The organism is Paraburkholderia aspalathi (genome assembly GCF_900116445.1).
GTDB classification, from domain to species: domain Bacteria; phylum Pseudomonadota; class Gammaproteobacteria; order Burkholderiales; family Burkholderiaceae; genus Paraburkholderia; species Paraburkholderia aspalathi.
In genome coordinates this window covers 33,938-57,363 of record NZ_FPBH01000003.1, presented here as the reverse complement: position 1 = coordinate 57,363, position 23,426 = coordinate 33,938, and the positions used below count along the sequence as shown (strand labels likewise).

The 23,426-nt window shown below is 60.9% G+C and carries 16 protein-coding genes; 14 read left to right on the top strand and 2 right to left on the bottom strand.

Features of this window, described 5'->3' with window-relative positions; translation table 11 throughout:
• The first annotated feature begins 116 nt into the window (after positions 1-116).
• Entirely contained in the window at positions 117-710 is a 594-nt protein-coding gene (locus BM438_RS05405) for a DUF2844 domain-containing protein (RefSeq protein WP_093633313.1), read from the top strand.
• Between the two features lie 107 nt (positions 711-817).
• On the opposite strand, the gene BM438_RS05400 is transcribed toward BM438_RS05405, so the two are convergent.
• Complete coding sequence (locus tag BM438_RS05400; RefSeq protein ID WP_093633312.1) at positions 818-1,669, bottom strand: IclR family transcriptional regulator; 852 nt, start codon at positions 1,667-1,669, stop codon at positions 818-820.
• Positions 1,670-1,862: 193 nt separating this feature from the next.
• Here BM438_RS05400 and BM438_RS05395 point away from each other — a divergent pair, with 193 nt between their 5' ends.
• From BM438_RS05395 to BM438_RS05355, 10 genes are all read left to right on the top strand, one after another.
• Positions 1,863-2,927 (top strand): ABC transporter ATP-binding protein, encoded by a 1,065-nt coding sequence (locus BM438_RS05395; RefSeq protein ID WP_093633311.1) that lies wholly within the window; start codon positions 1,863-1,865, stop codon positions 2,925-2,927.
• 94 nt (positions 2,928-3,021) lie between these two features.
• Positions 3,022-4,344: an ABC transporter substrate-binding protein gene (locus BM438_RS05390; RefSeq protein WP_093633310.1), complete on the top strand. Its 1,323-nt coding sequence runs from the start codon at positions 3,022-3,024 to the stop codon at positions 4,342-4,344.
• Positions 4,345-4,419: 75 nt separating this feature from the next.
• The gene (locus BM438_RS05385) at positions 4,420-5,361 is read left to right on the top strand and encodes a carbohydrate ABC transporter permease (RefSeq protein ID WP_167378309.1); all 942 of its coding nucleotides are present in this window, start codon (positions 4,420-4,422) and stop codon (positions 5,359-5,361) included.
• A gap of 4 nt (positions 5,362-5,365) precedes the next feature.
• The gene (locus tag BM438_RS05380; protein ID WP_093633308.1) at positions 5,366-6,259 is read left to right on the top strand and encodes a carbohydrate ABC transporter permease; all 894 of its coding nucleotides are present in this window, start codon (positions 5,366-5,368) and stop codon (positions 6,257-6,259) included.
• A gap of 7 nt (positions 6,260-6,266) precedes the next feature.
• The gene (locus tag BM438_RS05375; protein ID WP_093633307.1) at positions 6,267-7,403 is read left to right on the top strand and encodes a mandelate racemase/muconate lactonizing enzyme family protein; all 1,137 of its coding nucleotides are present in this window, start codon (positions 6,267-6,269) and stop codon (positions 7,401-7,403) included.
• 82 nt (positions 7,404-7,485) lie between these two features.
• Positions 7,486-7,827: an L-rhamnose mutarotase gene (locus BM438_RS05370; RefSeq protein ID WP_093633306.1), complete on the top strand. Its 342-nt coding sequence runs from the start codon at positions 7,486-7,488 to the stop codon at positions 7,825-7,827.
• 302 nt (positions 7,828-8,129) lie between these two features.
• Positions 8,130-8,405 carry a hypothetical protein gene (locus BM438_RS44655; RefSeq protein WP_143131650.1) on the top strand — a complete coding sequence of 92 codons (276 nt, stop codon included), beginning with the start codon at positions 8,130-8,132 and terminating at the stop codon, positions 8,403-8,405.
• A gap of 6 nt (positions 8,406-8,411) precedes the next feature.
• The gene (locus tag BM438_RS05365; protein ID WP_093633305.1) at positions 8,412-8,777 is read left to right on the top strand and encodes a DUF2946 domain-containing protein; all 366 of its coding nucleotides are present in this window, start codon (positions 8,412-8,414) and stop codon (positions 8,775-8,777) included.
• Between the two features lie 184 nt (positions 8,778-8,961).
• Positions 8,962-9,972 carry a transporter gene (locus tag BM438_RS05360; RefSeq protein ID WP_425270727.1) on the top strand — a complete coding sequence of 337 codons (1,011 nt, stop codon included), beginning with the start codon at positions 8,962-8,964 and terminating at the stop codon, positions 9,970-9,972.
• A complete protein-coding gene (locus BM438_RS05355) occupies positions 9,962-10,546 on the top strand; it encodes a TlpA disulfide reductase family protein (RefSeq protein ID WP_093633303.1) in 585 nt (194 codons plus the stop codon). Before BM438_RS05360 ends, BM438_RS05355 begins: the two co-directional genes overlap by 11 nt.
• A gap of 116 nt (positions 10,547-10,662) precedes the next feature.
• Here the strand turns inward: BM438_RS05355 and BM438_RS05350 are convergent, their stop codons facing one another.
• The gene (locus tag BM438_RS05350; protein ID WP_093633302.1) at positions 10,663-11,514 is read right to left on the bottom strand and encodes a hypothetical protein; all 852 of its coding nucleotides are present in this window, start codon (positions 11,512-11,514) and stop codon (positions 10,663-10,665) included.
• A gap of 394 nt (positions 11,515-11,908) precedes the next feature.
• On the opposite strand from BM438_RS05350, the gene BM438_RS05345 reads away from it, so the two are divergent.
• Genes BM438_RS05345 through BM438_RS05335 form a run of 3 tightly spaced genes read left to right on the top strand, consistent with a single transcriptional unit; the run spans position 11,909 to position 23,425 of the window.
• Positions 11,909-13,474, top strand: coding sequence for a multicopper oxidase domain-containing protein (locus BM438_RS05345; protein WP_093633301.1), 1,566 nt, complete (start codon positions 11,909-11,911; stop codon positions 13,472-13,474).
• Between the two features lie 10 nt (positions 13,475-13,484).
• On the top strand, positions 13,485-15,137 hold the full coding sequence (locus BM438_RS05340; RefSeq protein ID WP_093633300.1) for a multicopper oxidase family protein: 1,653 nt from the start codon (positions 13,485-13,487) through the stop codon (positions 15,135-15,137).
• A gap of 17 nt (positions 15,138-15,154) precedes the next feature.
• On the top strand, positions 15,155-23,425 hold the full coding sequence (locus BM438_RS05335; RefSeq protein ID WP_167378308.1) for a choice-of-anchor Q domain-containing protein: 8,271 nt from the start codon (positions 15,155-15,157) through the stop codon (positions 23,423-23,425).
• The last annotated feature ends 1 nt before the right edge of the window (position 23,426 follow it).

Sequence of the window (23,426 nt, the reverse complement as noted above, 5' to 3'; positions counted from 1 at the left end):
AGCAAAGAATACGAGTGCCATTCGCGAACTCCCGAACAAATTCAGGATGCCTACCTTGCTCAACAGCAACAAGGTTTCATTTCTCAACACGCTTCCGACCAGACTGAAGGAGCAAAGTGGCAGCCAACGATAGATTGCTCTGGCGAAGCGTGCCGCCTTCCCGCAAGTCCCGATTTAACGTGCCCGCCGGGTCGTTGGTGAAACTTCCCGAATTGTTGATCTTCAAAGGATCAATCTTACCCGGGACACGTACAGCGTACGTCTTCGTTGGTCTCATTGGTCTGATAGTCGCTTCGTCATGCAAAGCGGAGCTCGGTAGCGCACCCACATGGCAACCTGGCAATTCGAATAACACTAAAACGTTTTGCAAACACGCAAATACACCTGGCATGTCGTTCTCAGTCAATGAGACGGCTTTCACTACGGGAGCTGTCGCGAGAGAATATGTCGCACAAGCGGGAACCGTATTTGCGGTGGCGTGGAACGGCCCCCAGATGGCGCCACTCGACGTACTTCTTGGACCTTACTTTCCGAATTATCGGTTAGCACTTGCCACCGCACTGACAGGGGCAAACGCCGGTGTCGACTCCATGAGAGTTGAGCAGAGCGGTCTGATCATCGAGATCGACAACCATGGCGGTGCATTTGCCGGCCGCGTGTATTTGCCGCAGGCGCTGCCAGCAGGGGTTCGAGACGACTCCATCAGATAGCAGATGGCGCGTCTGGCGTGAACTCGAGTTGACACGCCTCTGCACGTGCTTCGCCCGAGGGTTCCGTGCTTCGCCTGCCGAAGGTACTTGCTGGTTTATCTTCAGTTTCACCGACGATCGGATCGCTGGGTGGGCTGTGAAGCCGAATCCCAATAGACGTTGAAGCCCATCAATGAAGTGAGCGTTTGCGCTGCCCGTTCCATCATGTCGCCGACTTCGGTCATCGACGGCACGGGGGCGTCGTCGATTCGCTCGATATAAGGGGTAGTCAGTGCCGCAATGGCATGACCGTCCCGGCCGAACACAGGGTAGGCCAGATTCTTCACCCCCTTGACCTGCCGGCTGGACATACGTGCGTTGCCGTGTTTGCGGATCTGCGCGAGGTCCTTCGCAAGCTGTTGCGGGTCCATGGCCCGTTCGCCTTCCACCGGAACGTGCAGTTCGAACATCTCGACGCGTTGCGGTTCTTCCTGAAAGGCGAGCAGTACCTGTCCCGACGCGGTATCGGTGAGTCCTATCAACGTGCCGACCTTCAACGCAAAGCCCCAACGCTCCGGACTTTCGACGCCGGCGACGATCAGCACGCGTCCCTTCTGATACACGCACAGATGAAACGACTGGCAGGCATCTTTGGCGAGTTGTGTCATCAGCGGTAGCGCGCTCGATACTAGCGAGCGCACGGGCTGATGCCGGTGCGCCAGCTGAAAGAGCAGCAGCGATAGAACATACCGGTCGCCGATGGTGCACAGGTAGCCGCGCGTCTCCAGCGTTACGACCATCCGGAATATTTCGGCGGTGCTGCGGCCGAGGTCTTTTGCGAGTTCCGCAAGAGACAAACCCTCCGCGTGGTCCGCCAGCAGTTCGATGATGTCCAGACCCTTTTCCAGTGCAGGTGCCGAATAGCGCGGTGCGTTGGCGTTCAAGTTCCCTCCTGAAATCGCAGATGAAATGGCGCACATGATAACCAGACGGATTGTAGGGCGACTGAAGGTTGGACGAGCGTAAAACGACCCGTTCGACGGACGGGGAAAACACCTACTAAGTTTTCATCAATAAAACGTAGTTTCATATATACAATTTCCTCAGGGGTACGGCGAGAGTGGTCAGCTGCGCTCAACTGCCGGTTACTGAATAACCCGGGAAGGAGGGCAGATGGCAGCCGTAGCATTCGAGCAGGTCAGGAAATCGTTTGGTGAACAGGAGGTGTTGAAGCAGATCGACCTGCAGGTTCCGGACGGGGAGTTTCTCGTACTGGTCGGGCCGAGCGGATGTGGCAAATCCACACTGCTGCGTGCGCTGGCGGGCCTCGAAAGCGTCAGCCACGGGCGCATCGTGATAGACGGCGAGGTCGTCAATACGCGGCCGCCGCGCGATCGCGATATCGCGATGGTTTTCCAGAACTACGCGCTCTATCCGCACATGACGGTGCTCGAAAATCTGACGTTCGCGCTCAAGCTGCGCAATCGCGATCCGCAGGAGATTGCCTCGCGGGCGCAGAAGGCAGCGACGATGCTGGGTCTGCAGGATCTGCTGGATCGTCATCCCCGCCATCTGTCGGGCGGTCAGCGGCAGCGTGTGGCGATGGGCCGCGCGATCGTGCGCGACCCGAAGGTGTTCCTGTTCGACGAGCCGCTCTCGAATCTCGATGCGAGGCTCCGCGTGCAGATGCGCGCGGAGATTAAGGCGCTGCACCAGCGCTTGCGTGCCACGACAGTCTATGTGACTCACGACCAGATCGAGGCGATGACGATGGCAGACCGCATCGTCGTGCTCAACGGTGGCGTGATCGAACAGATCGGTACACCGCTTGCGTTATATGACGATCCCGACAATCTTTTCGTAGCGGGATTCATCGGCTCGCCTGCAATGAACTTCTTCGAGGGTACCTACGAACGGCAGGGGGATGGTGCATGCGTGCGCATCGGCGAGCTTGCGTTGCCGGCGCCGCTCGTCAATGCCACGCATGGACAGAAGGTGACGTACGGCGTTCGTCCCGAGCATCTGAGCCTTGCCGGCGCAGACGGCATGCCGTTCGCGCTCGAAGTGGTCGAGCCCACCGGGGCAGCGACTGAATTGTTCGGCACGGTCACTGGCCAGGCCTGTTGCGTGATGCTGACCGGCCGTACCGATGTGCGTGCCGGCACGACCATCGCGCTGCTAGCGAACCCCGCCAAGGTACTGGTGTTCGACAGCAGCAGCGGGCGACGGCTGCGCTAAACAGGATGGCGAGCCAACCGCCGCGGGGCTCGCATTGCACAGTTGCCGCCGGCAAGTCGTGCGGCCCACGGCGGAATCCATAAAGGAGGAGACAATGATGCGTTATAAAACCATGTTCAGGCTCGCTGCTTCGGTGTTTGCGCTCGCGGGTGTTGTCGCTTCGGGCCTTGCACATGCCGACGGTGAATACAAAGGCTACACGCTGCGGGTCAAGCTGATCGGCGGCGTCCAGTACGAGGCGCTCTACACGCGCATTCCGCTGTGGGAAAAACAGACGGGTGCGAAAGTCGAGATCGTCTCGCGCAAGAGCCATTTTGAGCTCGATCGCGAGCTGAAGCAGGACATCGCATCGGGTCATGTCGACTATTGCGTCTCGTCCAATCACACGAATTTCTCGGCACAGTACCCGATTTTCCGTGATCTGAAAGGCCTGTTTCCGGCCAGTTACCTGGCGGCGTTTTCGCCAAGTCTGCTCAAGCAGTCCGAAATCAAGGGACATCTGGTGCAGATTCCGCGCTCGGTCGACATCGAGGCGCTTTACTACAACAAGGCGGCCTACGCCGATCCGGCTAACCAAAGCGCCTATCAAAAGCAGTTTGGCGAGCCGCTCGCGCCGCCGAAGAACTATGTTGAATTCACACAGCAAGCGAAGTTCTTCACCAAAGCGCCGAACTTTTACGGCACGCAATTCCCCGGCAAGGATGAAGCAATCACAGGCACGTTCTATTCGCTGTTGATCGCCAATGGCGGGCAGCTGCTGGATGGCAAAAACCGTCCTGCGTTCAATTCGCCGATCGGCGTCAAGACGCTGAACTGGTTCGTGGATCTATACAAGGCGGGAGCCGTACCCAAGGGGGTGCCGAGCTATGTGTGGGACGATCTCGGCAACAACTTTGCTGCAGGCAAAGTGGCTCTGGATCTTGACTGGCCAGGCTTCGCTTCGTTCTACAACGATCCGAAGACGTCCAAACTGGCTGGCAACGTCGGCGTGGTGCCGGCGCCGTTCGGCGTTGCCAACAAGCGGCCGGGCTGGTCAGGTTCGCATAGCTTCTCGATCACGAACACCTGTGACCGCCCGGAAGTCGCAGCGAGCTTCATCCAGTTCCTGACCAGCCTCGATTCGCAGATGGTGGAGGCGCGGCTCGGCACGATTCCGTCGCGGGTCGATGCGCAGCAAGCGATCGTGAAGGAGTTCCAGGCGAAACAGGACGCGTATATGGCGCATGCAATCTCGGTGTTCAGCACGGCGGCTCAGCAGGATGCCTTTACGCCTCCGCGGATTCAGCAATGGGACGAGATTTCCAATGCGCTGTGGCCGGAACTGCAGAAGGCGCTGATCGGCGACAAATCCTCCCAGCAGGCGCTTGACGACGCGGCGAAAAAAGTTTCCGACATCATGCAGGACGCGTCCAACTAGCGACATGCATGGCGCGGCCTGCGCGCCGCGCCATGCAGCCGATCCGTTTTCTCCTGCCTCAATATGCGCTCCAATATGCGATTCAATATCCGCTATTCGTCTGCCGCACAATCCCCCGGGCCGGCCCTGAATGAGAGCCTGGCAGTTCCGTTAAGGCTGCTACTGCCGGCTTTTTTTTCGGTAGCGATCGTCGTTGTCCTGCCGCTGCTTTTTTCGCTCTACACAAGTTTCACCGCGTACAGGCTTATCGACCCGGACACGATCTGGAACGTGGTTGGCCTGCGAAACTATATGCGCGCGTTTGCGAACGGGGATTTCTGGGCCGCGTTCGGTCGCACCGTGCTGTTCCTGACGATTGCATTGAATCTGGAACTGTTGCTGGGTCTCGGCATCGCGTTGCTGCTCAACCAGATTGTGAAAGGCCAGCGTGCGCTGCGCACCATCATGATGTTCCCGATGATGTTTTCGCCGGTGCTCGTCGGCTTTCAGTTCAAGTTCATGCTTAACGACAGCACGGGCGTCGTCAATCATGTACTGCAAACGGTATTCGGACTGAAGACCACGATTCCGTTTCTGGTCGACGCGCAATCGGCGCTTGCCTCGCTGATCGCGGCGGAGGTGTGGAATTCGACGCCGGTGTTCGCAGTCATTCTGCTCGCTGGCCTGATGGCGCTGCCGAAGGATCCAATCGAAGCATCCAAAGTCGACGGCTGCACGCCGTGGCAAACCTTCCGTTACGTGACACTGCCTTACCTGATGCCGTTCATCTATATCGCGATGACGATCCGTTCGCTGGACGTCGGCCGGGCCTATGACATCGTGCGCATCATGACCAACGGCGGTCCGGGCGGCCGTACCGAACTGCTCTGGACGATGGTGGGCCGCATCGCTTACGACGATTCGCGCATGGGTTACGCGAACGCCATCGGCTACGTGTCCGTGCTCGTATCGGTGCTGTTCACGCTGTATTTTTTCCGCAAGCTCAACGCGGCACGCAAACACATGGGGCCGGCCTGACATCATGGGTACTACATTCAATCGCGCTTCCAATCGTGCGTCCACATTCGATTCGCTGCGAGCACCGGTGAAGCGGGGCGCTTTATGGCTCGCGGTCTTCCTTGTCATGTCGGTCATCTGCCTGCCCGGCCTTTGGGTCATGCTCAACGCTTTCCGCTCGAATGTCGCAATCCTGTCTAACCAGTCGCTGCTCGATACCGGCAGCTATACGCTCGATAACTTCCGCAATGTGTTCGGCTTTGGTGGAATGGCGTCGCTGCCGATTCGTCAGTATTTCGTGAACTCGGTGGTGATTTCTCTCGCGAGCACGATTGCTGCGATCGTAGTCGGGGTGGCCGGCGGTTATGCGTTTGCGCGTTTCGAGTTCCGCCACAAGAAGCTGTTGTTCGTGGTGCTGATGCTTACGCGTGCGATTCCGGGCATCGCGCTCTCGCTACCGATCTTCATGTTGTGGGCGTGGACAGGTCTGCTCGACACGCATATCGGCGTGATCATCGTCTACCTCGCGATGAACGTGCCGTTCACGGTCTGGCTGATCGACGGGTTCTTTCGCGAAGTGCCGGCGGAACTGGCCGAGGCCGCTCAGATCGACGGCTGCAGCCGCTGGCAGGCGTTCTGGCATATCGAACTGCCGCTCGCCCGCTCGGGGGTGGCGTCAGCTGCGATCTTTGCGTTTCTGACGAGTTGGAACGAGTTCGCGCTGGCGTCGCAACTGTGCCGCAGCCCCGATACCAAAACGCTGCCCGTCGGCTTGATGGACTTTACAGCGCAATTCACGGTGGACTGGGCCGGCATGTGCTCGATGGCCGTGATCATCATCATTCCGGCCATCATCCTTACGTTTATCGTTCAGAAACACCTGATCGCAGGTCTCACGCTTGGCGGCGTCAAAGGATAGAACAACCATGACCCACATCGAAACCGTAGAAATCCGGCAGATCGACCTTCAGCCGAAAGTGCGGCGCACGGATGCCATTCAGTCTTTCGTCGTTCAGGAAACAGTGCTGGTCACGATCCGTTGTAGCGACGGCAGCGAAGGCACAGGCTACACATACACAATCGGCACAGGCGGCTCGTCGATCGTCGCGTTGCTGCACGACCATCTGGCGCCGCAGTTGATCGGACGCAATCCTGCGGAATTTGAAGCGATCTGGCGGCATCTGTTCTATCACACGCACGCCACGGCGGTCGGTGCGATTACGAGTCTCGCGCTGGCCGCGATCGATACCGCGCTGTGGGATCGCAATACGCGTGCGGCCGGACTGCCGTTATGGATTGCCGCGGGTGGTGCGAAGCCACGCGTGCGGACTTATACGACGGAAGGCGGCTGGCTGCACCTGTCGGAGAGCGAACTTGTCGAGCAGACCTTGCAGGCGCAGGAGGCGGGATTCTGCGGCGCGAAGGTGAAGGTCGGGCGTCCACATCTTTCCGAAGACGTGCGGCGACTTGTGGCCGTGCGGGAAGCGGTAGGCGACGGTTTTGAACTGATGGTCGACGCGAATCAAGGCTTCACGCTTTCGGAGGCGCTGCGGCGAGCACACGCGTTCGAGCCACTGCACCTCGCATGGCTGGAGGAACCGCTGCCCGCTGAAAACATTGCCGGCCATCGGCAACTGAGCGCAGCCACGGCGGTGCCGGTCGCGGTCGGCGAATCGATATATCATCCCGCGCAGTTCGCCGAATATATGAAGGCAGACGCCTGTTCGATTGTGCAGGCGGACGTTGCGCGCGTCGGTGGGATCACGCCGTGGTTGAAGATCGCTCATTTTGCCGAGGCAATGAACATCGCGATCTGCCCGCATTTCCTGATGGAACTGCACGTGAGCCTGTGCGCGGCGGTGCCGAATTCCGGGTGGGTCGAATACATCCCGCAGATCGACACCCTCACGCGTTCGCGTGTGAAGATCGAGCAGGGGTATGCGGTCGCGCCGGACGAGCCAGGTCTTGGCATCGATTGGGACTGGGACGCGATTCGTGCGAGCCAGCACGTACATAAGTCGATTGGTACGCCCGCCGGGCGTGTCGCGGCCGCAGGCAGATGATGGACGGCGCGCAGCTTGAGAGAGGAACGGTGACGGGCGTGCACGAGCGGTCTGCGCCGTTGCGCGACCTTTGGAGAACCTGATGAGACGTTGCCTGATGTTGGACCTCAAGGATTCCGCCGATCTGATTGCCGAGTACGAAGCCATGCATCGCGAGATCTGGCCGGAGGTGGCGAATTATCTGCGCACTCAGGGTGTCACTCGTATGGAAATTTTCCGTTTGGGCACCCGGCTGTGCATGCTGATGGAGACAGATGACGCAATCTTCAGCGCTCAACGGTTTGCGGATGCTGAGGCAAATGATCCCGTGCTGAAGGAATGGCAGAGTCTGATGTCGAAATTTCAGGCCCCAACGCCGTGGACCCCGCCCGGTGAGAAATGGGTCGACGCGGCGCTTATTTTCGATTTGTCGCGACAACCATGATGGGTCGCTCGAAGGCGGGTCGTATTAGCGCCGAACCCAGGCGGGCGGTGGAATCACCCAGGAATTGGATGAGCGCCACCAGTGCGTGTGGGAGCTTGAATCGAGAGCGTCTGCTCTGAGGGCAGGATTTCAACTGCCAGTGTCGAACCAAAGCTACCGACCAAACGGACATGCAGTCCGACGGAAAGACCTATCCCGCTCTTTCCCTACACCTTTGTAGGACATCTACCCATCGGAGCCGTAAAGGGCGCGCGCGATAATCGCCTGTAACACACTAGCTGGTCGGCAAATCCGTAAAGATCATGTCTGGTCTTTTCTATTCGAAAATTGGCGAGATTCTTAGATTGCTTGCAATCCCGATGGCAATATTCGCACCGCCGGTTTCGCAAAGCCTTTCGGCCGATCAACGTGTCGATCTGACCGCGGGCGCTTTCTGTTCGGCGCGAAACGGTCCTGGGTTTCAGCTACCCAACGAAGTATCTGTCCAGCCGATCCAGCCCCTTCCGACTGATGGCATTCGTAAGGAAAGTGCTATACGGGCCCGCTATCCACTGGATAGTATCCTCGAAAAATTTTGACTAGCCATGAAGCTCCGCGCCCACAAACACTCTGTCGCATGGCTTGGCCTCATCGCCATGTGGCTCGTCGTTGTCGCGCCGCTCGTGAGCCAGTTGCTCGTTGCATCCCGCGCCCATGAGCCGGGCAGCGCCATTTGTTCTGCAGTCGGCAGTGACGCTCCCGCTGCACACCACGCGTCTGCGGACAAGCTTGCAGCGTGTGGGTACTGCGATCTCGTCTCTCATCATGTAGCAGCGCTGAGCGTCCCTCCGGCCGGCCTCATTGCAACGCTATTGCTAGCGGTTGCGCAAGTATCGGCGCCGCCCCTGTTTGTCCCTCACGCCGCCGCGTTTCCATCTGGCCGGCCTCGCGATCCTCCCGTCCTTTCCTAGTCGTCGCACTTGCCGACCGAAGCGTCAGCCTGCTTCGTAATCAGGCCGTCGCGGCCGCCTGTCGTCTCAGGAAAACACGCACGTCTTTCCACCTGAGGAGGGGAGGCGCGCGTCCGTATCGAGCGGAGAGGAAACCATGTCTACTAGCCAGAACGTGCTATTGCGCTACACGCTGCCTTTCGTTATGGCCGCGATCTTTCCCATTGCGGCTCGCGCATGCGCCACTTGCGGCTGCTCCTTGAGCACCGACGCAGCGATGGGCTATTCTGCCGCTCCAGGCTGGCGAATCAACATCGAATACGACTTCATCAACCAGAATCAGTTGCGCAGCGGTTCCGGTTCGGTGTCGAACACACAGCCCGCCAGTATCAATGACGCCGGCGGCAGCCAGGAGGTGGAGCGTCAGACGATCAACCGATACATCAATCTCGGCATCAGCTATAGCCCCGGCGCGAGCTGGAACTTCAGTGCTCTCATCCCTTACATTTACCGTAGCCACACGACATACGGCAACGCGACGACGGATCAGCTCACTCCTGACAATGTGAGCGGCGCAACCAGCAAAGGCTTGGGAGACATCAAGCTGATCGCCAGCTATCAGGGGTTTCTGCCACTGCGCAATCTTGGAATACAGCTCGGTGTCAAGTTACCCACGGGGCGGTACGGTGGTCAGAACGTCAATACGGGTGCAACCGTTGGGCACAATCCAGTGTTCTTCTCGAACGGCCCCAATGCAGCCGCAGGCCAGGCGCTAGACACCAGCTTGCAGCCCGGCACTGGCAGTACTGACATTATTGTCGGTGCCTACTATTACCGGGCGATCAGCCAGAACTTCGACGCGTTCATTAACGGGCAATTCCAGTCCGCAATCGTGGAAAATCTCGATCACGCTGGCGCGACATACCGCCCGGGGAATCTGGCCAGCTTGAGCGTGGGACTGCGCTATGAGGCGAACCCGAAGTGGGTTCCGCAGTTGCAGATCAACGTCACCCGCAAGAGCCACGACCAGGGCACGCTCGCGGATACTGCGAATACGGCGGGAACGGTCGTTTATGTCAGTCCCGGCATCACCGTCAACCTATGGAAAAACCTCGAGGTGTATGGCTTCGTGCAGCTCGCGATACACAGCAAACTCGACGGTTATCAGTTGTTTCCACGCTGGACCGGTAATCTGGGGATGAGCTATGCGTTCTGACGTAATGCGAGCGCCGCTGGCGCATACAGACGCCGTCTCCTCGACATCGACCGCGCGTCGGGCGTGGTTGCGTGCGGTGCTTGCATTGTCTCTAGGTGCGAGCGCGTTGGGCCGACCCTCCGCGCCCCGCGCTGACATGCTTGCCGTCGGTCAACCCGCACCGTCGCTCGTCCTTCATACGCTCGATGGCCGGAACATCAGCACCGCCGATCTGCTCGGCAAAGTGATCATTCTGACGTTCTGGGCTACCTGGTGTGAGCCGTGCCGTGACGAACTGCCTCTTTTGTCCGCCTACGCCGCGCGCAATGCGGATCGAGGGCTGCAAGTGCTCGGGTTCAGTCTGGATGGGGCCGACAATCTGTCTGCGGTTCGCGAGGTTGCAGCGAGCTTGAGCTTTCCAGTGGGGCTGCTGGGCAGCGCCTGGGCAGGCGATTATGGGCGCATGTGGCGCATTCCTGTGAGCTTCACGATTGGACGTACGGGTCTCCTGGTGGACAACGGATGGGACGACAAATATCCCGTTTGGACATCCGAGCGCCTGCAACGCGTTATCACGCCACTTTTGAGGCAATAGATGCGTAAGTGACGGATGCGAAGAGCAAACGCCGCCCGGACGTCCCCGGTGGCGAGCGTTATTGTCATGACTCGGCACACTGCGGTGTGTGGTTCGACGTTTTCGTGCGTGCCTGATCAGAGCCTCTCGAGAACCTCAAGAAAGAGCAATATGCCGATCAAGAAGCCAATCCATCTTACCGTGGTCATGAGACTAGTGAGCCGAACAGTCAGTGAGTTCACGGCGTCCGCGACAGGGTTTGCCGTTAATTCATCACCGCGGCCGCCGCTCGCCGTCGCGGTACGCAATTGAGCCGCTGCCAGGTCAATCCGAAGATGGGTGACGTAGCCAATTGCGATTTCCGGACATTCAATTGCGCCGTCGCTTTTGTTGGGCCTGAGAAAAAGGTTCGGCTCGCGCTGAGGGTCAGCTAAAGCACTTTCGGCTGTGTAGAGGTGCCGCAGCGCCAGTCCCAACTCGACTGCGCCAAACTGTCCATCGGACATCGCCTTCGAAAGCGCATGTATACAGGCTTCGGGAATGTGGCAGGCGAGCCACCACTGATCGGGTTCACCGGTCTCGGCGTCGGCCCGATTGGCGCCGAGACGAGCAGTACCGAGCGGCACGTCGGAAAACGAAATGCCGAGTTCGTCCTCCAACTCGCGCAGACCTAACCGGTCAGCCTTGCTGACGTCGCGTGCCTCGAAGGACACCTCGACGGTGCGCATCGCGTGTCCAGCGTCGCCAATGATCGACAGCTCCTGGCCATCGAGGCGCGCCACTCCGTGCAGCGACGTGGAAAGTGTTGGTTGCTTGTCTGCGTCGAGAGGCTCTGCGAGCTGTTGAGTCACATGAAGCTGTTCCAGCCTCAACCACATTGACCTGGCCGGAAAATATGTCTGCCTCTCGCCATCCAATCCAACATGTTCGAGGGTGTGATCCTTCCGCTCAACTAATTCCGTCGCGACGTTTTTTTCCAAAAACTCCATGGCGCTCCCCACTCGTGATTGCGTCAAACCCTTGGGCGATAAAGGACAAGGGTGTGGGTGTTCCGCCTGAGCGCATGGTCAAAGCGCCGACGGTTGCGTATTGCAATGCAGCATGCGGATGGTAGGAATTCTACCCATCCGAACGTTTGGTCGATATTAGGAAGAGCACACATAAATTGCAATTTCTTTCTGAGCCCGCTCCAGCCAGCCAAATCCGAAGAACGTCACTGGGTTTGCCCTACCGCAAGTGTAGGGGGGTGACCCATCCCAGGCTCCGTCGCTCTTGTTCAGAATCCAGATACGGGCTGATGTAACAACGTAACCAGCCCGCATTCGCAGTAGAGCATGACGTCCGGCGCGTATCGCACCGGCTGACCCCTGGGACGGAGGTCATATGTTCAGTACCCGCGCTTATCGCAGCAGTGTTGCCGCGCTGCTGTTCCTGCTATTTGCAGTTCCTTCGTTCGGCCAGTCGTTCCGGGTGCAATGCCCGCCGACCACGCCGGCGCATCCGACGGCGCTGCCGCCCGGTACGGGGGAGCCCGCCTATACCGGGCCGTCCTACACCGGACAGACCTCCACGTCGACAGGCGTCGTCAACGGCGCGATCAAGTGCCAGCAGATCTCGGGCGGAGATGGTTACGCAACGATGGCGAACGGCGTGCAGACCTATCTGTTTGCTTTCGGCCCGTTGTCCGGGCTCGCCGACATCAAGGCGGGCCTTCCGGGCACCGAGTTCGCCTCGGTGTTCAACACCGTCGGCGACCCAAGGTCGGACCCGACCTACAACGGTGCGGTCGGCCTCGTGCCTGATCCGGAGTCTGTGCCTCCGGGCCAGTTGACCGGCCATGTCGATCCACGCCCCATCATGGATATCGGCGTGATGAACGGCAACGAGCCGGCGCCGACGATGGCGATCGACGAGGACGACGAGTTCTTCCTCACGCTGACGAACGTCGGGATGATCATGCGCCCCGATCTGTTCGAGCAGCACACGGTGCACTTCCATGGCTATCCGAACGCCTCGTCGTTCTATGACGGCGTGCCGGATGCGTCGGTGGCGATCAACATCGGCGCAAGCTTCACGTACTACTACCTAGCGCCGGATGCGGGCACCTACTTCTGGCACTGCCACATCACGCCGCCAGAGCACCTGCAGATGGGCATGGTCGGCCAGATCTTCGTGCGGCCGCGCCAGAACCGCGTTCCCGGCGGCGCGTCGCTGTACAGCTCGCTGCAGCAGCAGCAATTGGATCTGCGCACGAAATGCGGCACTGACATTCTGTGCACGACACCGCTGCCACCTGCGAACAGCGTTCTCCACGTCAACAACAAGAGCGGCAAGCCGACGCTCTACGCTTACAACGACGGCGACGGCTCGACGGCCTACGACGTCGAATACCCGGTGCAGATACACGGTTTCGATCCGAACTTCCACTTCATCGGCATGACGTTCAATCCGGAGCCGTTCACCGACATGAAGGACAAGTTCTTCATGTTGAACGGGCGCAGCTATCCGGACACCGTGAATTCGAACCCGCTGTCGACGACGGTGGCGGATGGCACGCAGCATTTTTCGCAGCCGCTGCCGACGCTGATCAACATTCCGGCTGGTGGCAAGGCACTGCTGCGGATCTCAGACCTCGACGTGACGGAGTTTCAGACGCTGGCGTCGCTCGGCATTCCGATGCACGTGGTCGGTATCAACGCCCGCTTGCTGCGCGACATGTCCGGCAACGACATGACCTACAACACGAACTCGATCACGCTGGGCGGTGGGGAATCGATCGACGTGATCCTCGACGCCAGCGACACGACGAAATATAAGCCGGGTGCGATCTTTTATCTGTACACCCCGAATCTCGATCACCTGGCCAACGACCAGGAAAACTTCGGCGGCTTGATGACCGAGGTCCACATCTGCAACGCAGTGGACCCGACCAAGAAGTCCTGCACCTAGGAGAAGAGCCGTGGGACACATCAATCACAACACATGGATCGCCACGCTCGCGCGCCTTGGGCGGCTTGCACGGTTCGGCGCGGCGATGCTCGCCACGCTCGTCTGCATGCACGCGCAAGCCGCCGCGCCCGGCATCACGGGGACGCACTTCGACCTGAGTGCCGAGGCAAATCGCATCACCCAACCCGACGGCGCGAGTGTCTATTCGTGGGGCTATGGATGCCGCACGGCGCCGGCCGGCTTTTCGCCGTCCACGATCGCGGGCGCGAACTGCCCGAGCATGCAGATTCCCGGTCCGACGCTAATCGTGAAGCAGGGCGATGTCGTCACGGTGACGCTCACCAATAACCTGCCGGCGGCGGCGGGCAACACGTCGATCCTTTTTCCGGGATTCCAGGTCTGCGCCGCGGTGCTGAACCCCGACGGGACCTGTCCTGCCGCGCTCACCGGCTCGCCAGGATTGCTGACCCGCGAGGCCGCCCACGGCAACACGGTGACGTATAGCTTCGTTGCGGCGACGCCTGGCACGCACGCTTACTACAGCGGCACGCAGGGCGATCTGCAGATCGAAATGGGCCTGTATGGCGCGATCATCGTTTTGCCGACCTCCTCACCCGGCACGGTTGCGGTGCCTGCTGGTTGCCGCGCGGTTGCGGCGACGCTGCCCGATGGGCAACCCGATTTCCGCAATGCCGGCGCGGCTTATAACCACAGCGCAGCCTGCTATGACCGTGAGTATCTTTTTCAGTTCTCCGAAATGGATCCGCGCATTCATGCGCAGGCGGAGCAGCAGTCGGCGAACGCCTGCACGGCGCCGAACGGCTGCATGACCGTGGAGACGGAGCCCTACCACCCGGCCTATTTCATGGTCAACGGTCGCTCGATGCCGGACGACATGGACCCGAACTACGCGGCGCAGTACCCGCATCAGCCCTACAACGGTAATCCGCACATGCATCCGGGTGAACTGGTGCTGTTGCGGATCATCGGCACTGGCCGCTGGCAGCATCCGTTCCACGAGCACGGCAATCACGTGCGGGTGTTGGCGCGCGATGGAAACATGATCCTGAGCAAGACGGACCCGACCAAGGTGGCCGGACCGCTGCTGTTCACGACGACCACGACGCCGGGCCTCGCGATGGACGGAATTTTCTACTGGACGGGCAGGGGCCTGAACTGGGATGTCTATGGACACAAGCCCGGCGACCTGTACACCGATACCGATCCGAAATACGCGGCTTATCTCGGCAAGCCAGTTGTCTGCATCCCGGACGTGAACGGCTACTACACGGCCGACCCGCTGGCGCCGAACTACTACGAGTGGTGCGCCGATCACGGCAAGGCACTCGAAGCGCATCCGTTCGGCAACGTGGGTAGCGGCGGGCCGGTCACCCTGCCGGACTCGCACGTGCTGACCAACGGCTTCTGGTATGGCGGCAGTCCTTATCTTGGGCCCGACGCGACCGTACGCGCCACTGCGCCCACCGGGACCACACCGCCGAGCGGGACGGTCGTGAATCCACCCACAACAGAAGCAGGCTTCGCATTCATGTGGCACTCGCATAACGAGCGCGAGATCACCACGAACAACATCTTCCCAGGCGGAATGATGATGATGATGCTCGTCGATCCACAGGTTTTCCTGATTGACGAATCCAATTAGAGGCGGGGAGAAGCGCGATGAGATCCACTCAGTTTAAGGCGACCCTCTTCGACGTGTTCAAGGCAGGGGTCACGGCGTCGATTCTGCTGACTGCCAGCAGCATATCTTGTGCTCAAGTCGTCAATCTGACAGCGAAGGCGACGACTGCCACGCTGCCCGATGGGCAGGCGGTGCCGATGTGGGGCTACACCTGTACGCCGGCTGCGGTTGCGCCGGCGACCTGCGCGGCCGCCAATCCGGGCGCCGGAGCGAACTGGTCGCCTGTGGTGATTACCGTGCCGCCAGGACCGCTGACGGTCAATCTCACCAATAGCTTGCCCGGTGCCGTGCCGACCTCGCTCGTCGTTGTTGGACAGTTGGGTGGCGGCCTGGGGACGACGGCGACGAACATGCCGAGTCCGCCGCATCCAACGCAAACCGCGACGACCTGGCCGATTGCCAGCAGTGCGAGCGGCGCGACATTTACGCCACCAGCGCAGGGCCCTCGGGTCCAGTCGTTCGCGACCGAGGTGGCGACCGGCAAGACTACGGCGCTCACCTGGAGCAACCTCATCCCGGGCACCTATCTGATCGAGTCGGGAACGCATCCGTCAATCCAGGGGCCGATGGGGCTATACGGCGTGCTGGTGGTGAAAGCGCCGGTCGGCGGCACCGTAAGCTGTCCGGTAGCGTCGCAGCGGTATCAGGCTTATACGAATCCGGCTATCTGCTATGACGCCGACGTACCGCTCGTGCTGAGCGAAATCGACCCCGTGCAAAACACAGCCGTCGCAGCGGCGGTGACGACGGCGGGCTTCAGCGAAACCCTGGCGTGGTCGGGTCAGCCCGGCGGCTGCGGCGATTCGAAGTCGACGGCGTTCGGCACCTGCTATCCGCCGACCGTGAACTACGATCCGCGCTACTACCTGATCAACGGCGTCGCCTTCGACCGGACCAATCCCGGCGGCTCTTCGTTTGCCGCTACCGCGCCCGTTGCTACGGGCCAGGTGCTCATGCGTTTCGTGAATGCAGGTTTGCGGATGCACGTTCCGTCGGTAGTCGGTGCACAAACCGGCAATCCTGTCGCTTCCGGTTTCTCGCTGATCGCTGAGGACGGCAATGTGTTGCCCGGCAATCCGCGAGTCCAGTCTGAAGTGTTTCTGGCGGCCGGCAAGACCTACGACGTGATGATGAACGCACCGGCCACAGGCGCAACGGCGCTTCCGGTGTTTGACCGCGAACTGAGCCTGTCCACCAACAATCAGCGTGACGGCGGGATGCAGGCCTACATCGCCGTCAATGGCGGTGCGCTGCCGACGTCGGGTGCGGCGAATCAGAATGCGATTGCCAATTCCTCCACCTACTTCTTTGTCCCTGGCACCACGCTGACCGTGTCGGACCCGGCCAAGGGCGTGAAAGCCAAGGACGTGAATGTTTACGGCGTGGAGGTCAAGACAACGACCACCGGCGGCGCGCTGACGCTGAACCCGGACGGCACGTTCGTCTATGTGCCGAATGCCGGTACGACAGCTGACAGCTTTGTGTATCAGGCCAACGGCAATCCCGCGGTATCGGCAACGGTCACGCTGTCGGCCTGCAGCGCCGGAAACGGCTGCCTGTCCGGCCCGCCGGTGGCCAGCAATGGCGCTTACGTCAGCAACATCGCGTCGCGGCTGCAGATCGGCGCGCCCGGCGTGCTGGCCAATGCCTCGGATCCGAAGGGGCTGCCGCTCACCGCAGCGATTTCGGGGGCAGTGACAGGCGGGACCGTCACGCTGAATCCGGACGGATCGTTCACCGCGATTCCGACGACGCCGCCGGTCGGCAGCAGTGCGACTGCCACCATGACGTTCAAATACACGGCAAAGAATTCGCAGAACACGTCGAGCACCGCCGCGACCGTGACGGTGACGTTCAAGGGCGGCAGCGGACTTATCGTTAAGCCGCTTGACGCGCCGAGCACGGCGCCGGGCAAGACCGCGGTTCAGCTTGCCGACTACCGCTGGATCATCGAGGAAGACCGTACGTTCCAGATCGATCCCGCATGCCAGACGACCGCGGCGACGCGCCCGGCTAGCTGCCCGCCGCTGCCGGTTCCCAGCCTCGGCGCAAATTTCCACACCAGCTACATGCCGGTGGTGGCAGCAGGCTGTGTCGGCAAGGTCGCCTGCGAGTCGGGGCAAACCGTGTACGACCCGGCGAGCAACTCGCACTTGCCGGCCGTGTGCGATATCGGCAACGGCGTGTGCCGCACGACGGCTGCGCAACAGGTGCCGGTCAATCCGGCGCAGGTGTCGCTCGATCCGACCAAGCACTATTACATCTCGATCTTGCCAGGGGACGCCGGTAACAGCTTTGGGAATGGTGCGGGCACGCCGCAACCGGTCAATCCGGCGAACCCGAGCGGGCCGCAAAGACAGTTCGATATTTCCAAGGATTGCCCGTCGGGTCCCGGCGGCGCGGATTTTGCGCCGGGCACGGGTAAGTGCGGCCACACCATGGGCGGCGCTCCGATCGCACCCGGACAGACCACCGTCAACGTGCTGCTGCAGGAGACGCCGCTGGCGACCGCGAAGGTCTCGGTGTTCGTTTTCGAAGACGACGCTCCGCTGAATGGCGAAGTGGACGTCAGCGGCGGCACCGACACGTTCGGCACGGCGCGCGAACCGGGACTCGGCGGATTCGAAATCAAGCTCTTCGACGACGCGGGCGGCACTGGTGACGCGACCGGACAGATGACCTACGACATGTTCAACATGCCGCTGTCCAATTCCTTGCAGGGGACCATCGATCCGATCTCGGGGCTCAATGCCTGCCCGATTTCGACGTCGACCGACGGTCTCGTCGGCATGGTCCCGACGTGTCCGAAATTCGAATCGGATGGCAAGACGATTTCGCCGCTCGTCGGCCAGGCCATCATTGCCAACCTGATGCCCGGCCGGTACGGCGTCGTCGCGACGCCGGCAGCCGACCGGATCGGCAGGGGCGAGGAATGGCTGCAGACGAACACGCTGGACGGACAGAAGGCACACGACGCGTTCATCAAGGTGGGTGGGCCGGCTTACTTCCAGGAGTTTGGGCCCGCAGGCTTTCACGTGGCGGTTGGTTTTGCCAACCCGAAAATTATCAATGCCCGTCTGCCGATTCTGTGCGCGGGCGCGACATGCAACAACGGGCTCAAAGGCAGGGTAACGAACCTGCACTACAGCCGTCCGCCAAACGAGAATCTGTATGGCGCCGGCTCGCGCACCTCGCTGAGTTTCACGCAATGCTATATCAGCGTCGGCGATCCGGACGGCGAGGATGTTGCGTTCACCAAGTGCAACGCCGACGGGACGTTCAGTTTTAGCGGCTTGCCCGCAGGCACGTTCAGAATAACGATCTTCGATCAATGGAACGATCAGATCGTCGACGGGCTCGCAACGGCGGTGCAACTGGCGGGCGGCCAGACCACGGATGTCGGGGATATTTCGGTGCTCCAATGGCACACGAATCTCTACACCCGGACCTTCATGGACCTGAACGGCTCGGGTGTCTCGCAGGCGAGCGACCCGGGGCTCGCGCTGGTACCGACCAATATCCGCTTCCGCGACGGCAGCTATTCGAACTTCAACAACACGGACATGAACGGCTATGCGTCGTTTAACGAAGTGTTTCCGTTGTTCAACTGGTACGTCATCGACACCGACGAAACGCGCTTCAAGCAGACTGGCGTGCATGTGGTGTACGACGCGGGCGGCCCGCCCGACGGCACACCCGGCGGCGGCACCTCGGCCATCGCTGCCAATTACGCCAACACGCTGGAATCAGCGACCTCGCACCTGCCAACGAATCTGCGGGTGCCGGGAGCGGTGTATTGCAACGATGCGGACTGCAAGGACCGCTCGGGTACGACTCCTTCGACCGGCAGAGTCGATCCGCCATGGGTAACCACGATGGGTTGGCAGGGCTTCTCCGGACAGAGTTCCTTCATCGAGTTTGGCAAGGCGCAGTTTGGCGCGACTGAAAACGGCGGCATCCGGGGCGAAGTCATCTATGCATCGACGCGGCCGTTCGACGATCCATCGCTCCTGATCCACACGAGCTGGACGCCAGACGTGCCGAACGTCACCGTGAACCTGTATCAGGAGGGCATTGCGGCGGACGGCACCACCAGCCTGACGCTGGTCGACACGACGAAGACCGCCAGTTGGGATGACTGGGCGCAGGGCTTCCGCACCGACGGCGTGCCGAACATGAACTGTCCGGGACAGGAGACCACCGACCCGTTCTTCTTCACGTTGAAGGACACCACCCAGTGGCTCGACGCGCAGCATCGTGCGTTGCCGGCGCATTCGCAGTTCAAGTGCTACGACGGCATGCACGCGTTCAACCAGCTGCAGCCCGCGCCGTACGACGGCATGTACAAATTCCCCAGCGTGACTGGCCGGAATACGACGACCGGCAAGCCGACCGCGACGAACTGCACGGTCTGTGTGGCCAATCCTTCGGGCGACGGTACGCAGATGCTGCCGGCCGGCAAGTATGTGGTCGAAGTGATCGTGCCGCCGGGCTACGAACTGGTGAAGGAGGAAGACAAGAATATTCTCATCGGCGACAACTACATTGCACCGGTGACACAGCAGTTTGCTGGTCTGGGCAACATCTTCATCCTGCCCGACCAGGCCGCGGTGAACTCCACCTATAACCGCAACAACGGGCAGAATCCGACCGGGAATCTCGGCTCCAACACCTTTCCCCGGAATGAGGGCGACACGGGCAGCATTGAATCGTTCTGGCCTTGTGTCGGTGAATTGCGCATCGTGCCCGACTTCATCAGCCTGTTCCCGGGCTCACAGGAAGTCGCGCCTTTCGCGGGCGCCTCGCGGAACCTGTGCGACCGCAAGGAAGTGACGGTGTCCAACCAGATGACGGCGCTGGCGAAGTTCTGGATCTTCAGTTCGACGCACGTCGCCGCGCACTACACCGGCTTCATGCTGGATGACTTCTCTTCGGAGTTCGATCCGTATTCGCCGCAATTCGGCGAAAAGTTCGCGGTGCCGAACGTGCCGATCTCGATGAAGGATTTTGGCGGCAACGAAGTCGCTCGCACCTATACGGATCAATGGGGCATCTTCAACGGCTTGAACTATTCGACCTGGCAGGTCAATCCGCCGAACCCGACCGGCTATGCACCGACGATGATGGTCGCCTGCATGAACGATCCTGATATGCCCGATCCGGCGCATCCCGGCCAGACGATTCGCGATCCTCTGTTCAACCCGGCATACAGCCAGTTCTGTTACGAGATTCCGTTCATGCCTGGACAGACCCAGTACATGGATACGCCAGTGGTGCCGGTCTCGGCCTTCGCGGATGGCTACAACCAGCCGGACTGCGCGTACCCGGATGCCACGCCGGCGATCTCCAGCGTAACGGGCGACCCGATCAGCGGCGGCTCCGGACCGTGGGTCAGCGCTCCACTGCACACGCTGACCATCAACGCGCAGGGCAACGCGCAGGTGCCGAACCATGCCTACACGGGCCCGGCCGCGACCACCGCACCGTTCAACCAGAAGTTCCTCACGCGGCACTATGGCTTCGGGGCACAAAAGGGAACGGGATCGGTGACGATCGGCGGCGTGAATGCAATCGTGCAGTCATGGAGCGACACGCAGATCAAGGTGCTGGTGCCGATCCTGCTGCCGACGCAGTCGAGCTGCACGATCCAGCAGCGCGGCGTGCTGAACCCCACGTTCTGTGGTGAACTCGTCATCACGGCAGGCAACGGCAAGCGCTCGATCGACACGGTCACGGTCACGATCGGCGGCAAGACGCCAACCTATGTGAGTGGCGAGAACGCGACGAGCAACGCGATTCAGACCGCGATCGACAAGGCGGCCCCGGGCGACATGATCGTCGTCGGTCCGGGCGTCTATAACGAAATGCTGCTGATGTGGAAGCCAGTCCGCTTGCAAGGTGTCGGCGCGACCGCGGTGACCGTCAACGCGAACACCCACCCGTCGGGCAAGATGGACCCGTGGCGCAGACAGGTTGGCTGTCTCTTCGGCGATGCATTGAACGGCGGCCTGATTTCGTCGAGCAATCCGTACGATCCGACCGGCACGTATTCCTGTTCGACCGCGATGCAGCGCAAGGTGGATGCCATACCGCTCGAACCCGCCTCGGGATGGGATTTCAACCTCAACGGAAACCTGGCTGAACTGCTGATCGAGCCGACGCTGATGGGCGCGTATGAAGGTGCGGCCATTACCGTGCTCGCCAAGGGCGTAAAGGACGTGACGGTGGGCGGCGTGGCGCAACCCGACCCGAACTGCACGGCGAACGGCATTTGCACGCCGCTCACGGGCCCGACCCTGCTTCAGCCGAACCCGCCGGATTGCACGAACTACCCGAGCAACTTCCTGTGCAATCCGTCGCGTATCGACGGTATGACCTTCACCAACAGTTCGCAAGGCGGCGGCGGGATCTTCCTGCACGGCTGGAACCATTACACGGAGGTCTCGAACAACCGTGTCTTCGCCAACGCAGGGACGCTCACAGGCGGTATCACGGTAGGCCAGGTGGAAACCGCCGATGCGGCCATCGCTGCGAACGGCGTCACGCAGTTGCCGTTCCTGCTCAACCAGCATGTGAACATTCACCACAACTCGGTGACGTCGAATGCTTCGTACGGCGACGAAATAAACTCGACCACGCCTTCATCAGCGGGCGGCGTGACCTTCTGCACCGGTGCCGACTACTATCACTTCAACTACAACTGGGTCTGCGGCAACATGAGTGCCGGCGACGGTGGCGGTGTCGCGCACTTCGGGTTCAGCTACAACGGCGACATCTCGCACAACTGGGTGTTGTTCAACCAGAGCAACAACCCGACGCTGCCCACCTACGGTGGCGGCATCATCGCCCAGGGCGTACCGCCTGACGGCACGTTCTGCGAGAACGCTACGGTGGACACCGATTGCGCGCCTGAGCTTTCAGACGGCATTGGCCCGAAGCTTGTGATCGACGGCAATCTGATTGTCGGCAACACGGCGGAAAGCGGCAAGGGCGGTGGCCTGCGACTTCAGAACGTCAACGGTACCGATGTGCAGCGCAGCCCGAGCAACCCGAGCGCGTGGTATTCGGTTCAGGTGACCAACAACATCATCGCGAACAACGTAGCCGGTTGGGCGGGAGGCGGTGTCTCGCTACAGGATGCGGTGGCCGTGAACTTCGTCAACAACACGGTCGTCGCCAACGACTCGACAGCGTCCGCAGGCGTGCTGTTCAACACGCCCGCGGCCACCCAGGCCAACGTCGGGCCGCCGAACTGCACGACGGTGGGATCGGAAACGACGTGCTCGCCGATCACGACGTCGACTTTCGAGCCGGCTGGGCTGGAGACCGCGCGCCACACGCAGAATTTCATTGTCGCGTTCACCAATCCGGGCGTGGCGTGTCCGGCGGGGTTGCCCAACTGCACGACGTTCTCGAACCCGGTGCTGACCAACAATGTGTTCTGGCAGAACCGTACGTTCTATATCACCGTGGGAGGAAAGAATCCGAATATCGCGGGCCTGCAGAACGCGGTCACGTTGAACCCGTCGTTGAATCAGGCAGGCAAGGCGACCGGCTTCTGCGATCCGAACGCAGTCTATTGGGACATTGGCGCGTTCGGCGACACCTCGGCCAGCAGTCGTCAAGCGGCTTTGACGATGCACCCGCAGTACTCGATTCTGACTGACGCCGCTGACTACCCGGGGGCGCACAACAGCAATCTGAATCCGGCGGTGGTGCACCAGTACTGCAACGGTTCGCGTGTGCCGCCGGAAGCCGGCGGAATCGGTATCACGGTGCCTCCAGGCATTGCCGATACGGTTCTTCCGAATCCGCTGTTCACTCTGATGCCGTCGGCGACGCCGGATGAAGGCAATCAGTGGATCAACATGTCGTACGGTCCGTTGTCGCTGTTCAACGAAGCGCTCACGTCGGGCATGACCGGCTACAACGTAGTACTGGGCAACTACTCGATCAATACCGGTTCGCCGGCAATCAATGCCGGCACGGCGACCGGTGCGCCGAATCATGACATCTTCGGCACGTCGCGGCCGCAGGGGTTCGGATACGACATCGGCGCAGTCGAGTTTGTGCAGCCAGGCCTGTTCGGCGGCGGCACCCCGATCGATCCGCTTGCGTTGGGCGGCTCGTCGGACGGCCTGCTCAGTCTGCTCGGCCTCGTCCAGGGGTTGACGCCGAAGCCGGCCGTGACACCGCCAGCGGCGGCACCGCTGATCCCGGCGCAGACGCAGCCGCCGGTCGTCAAGTGAG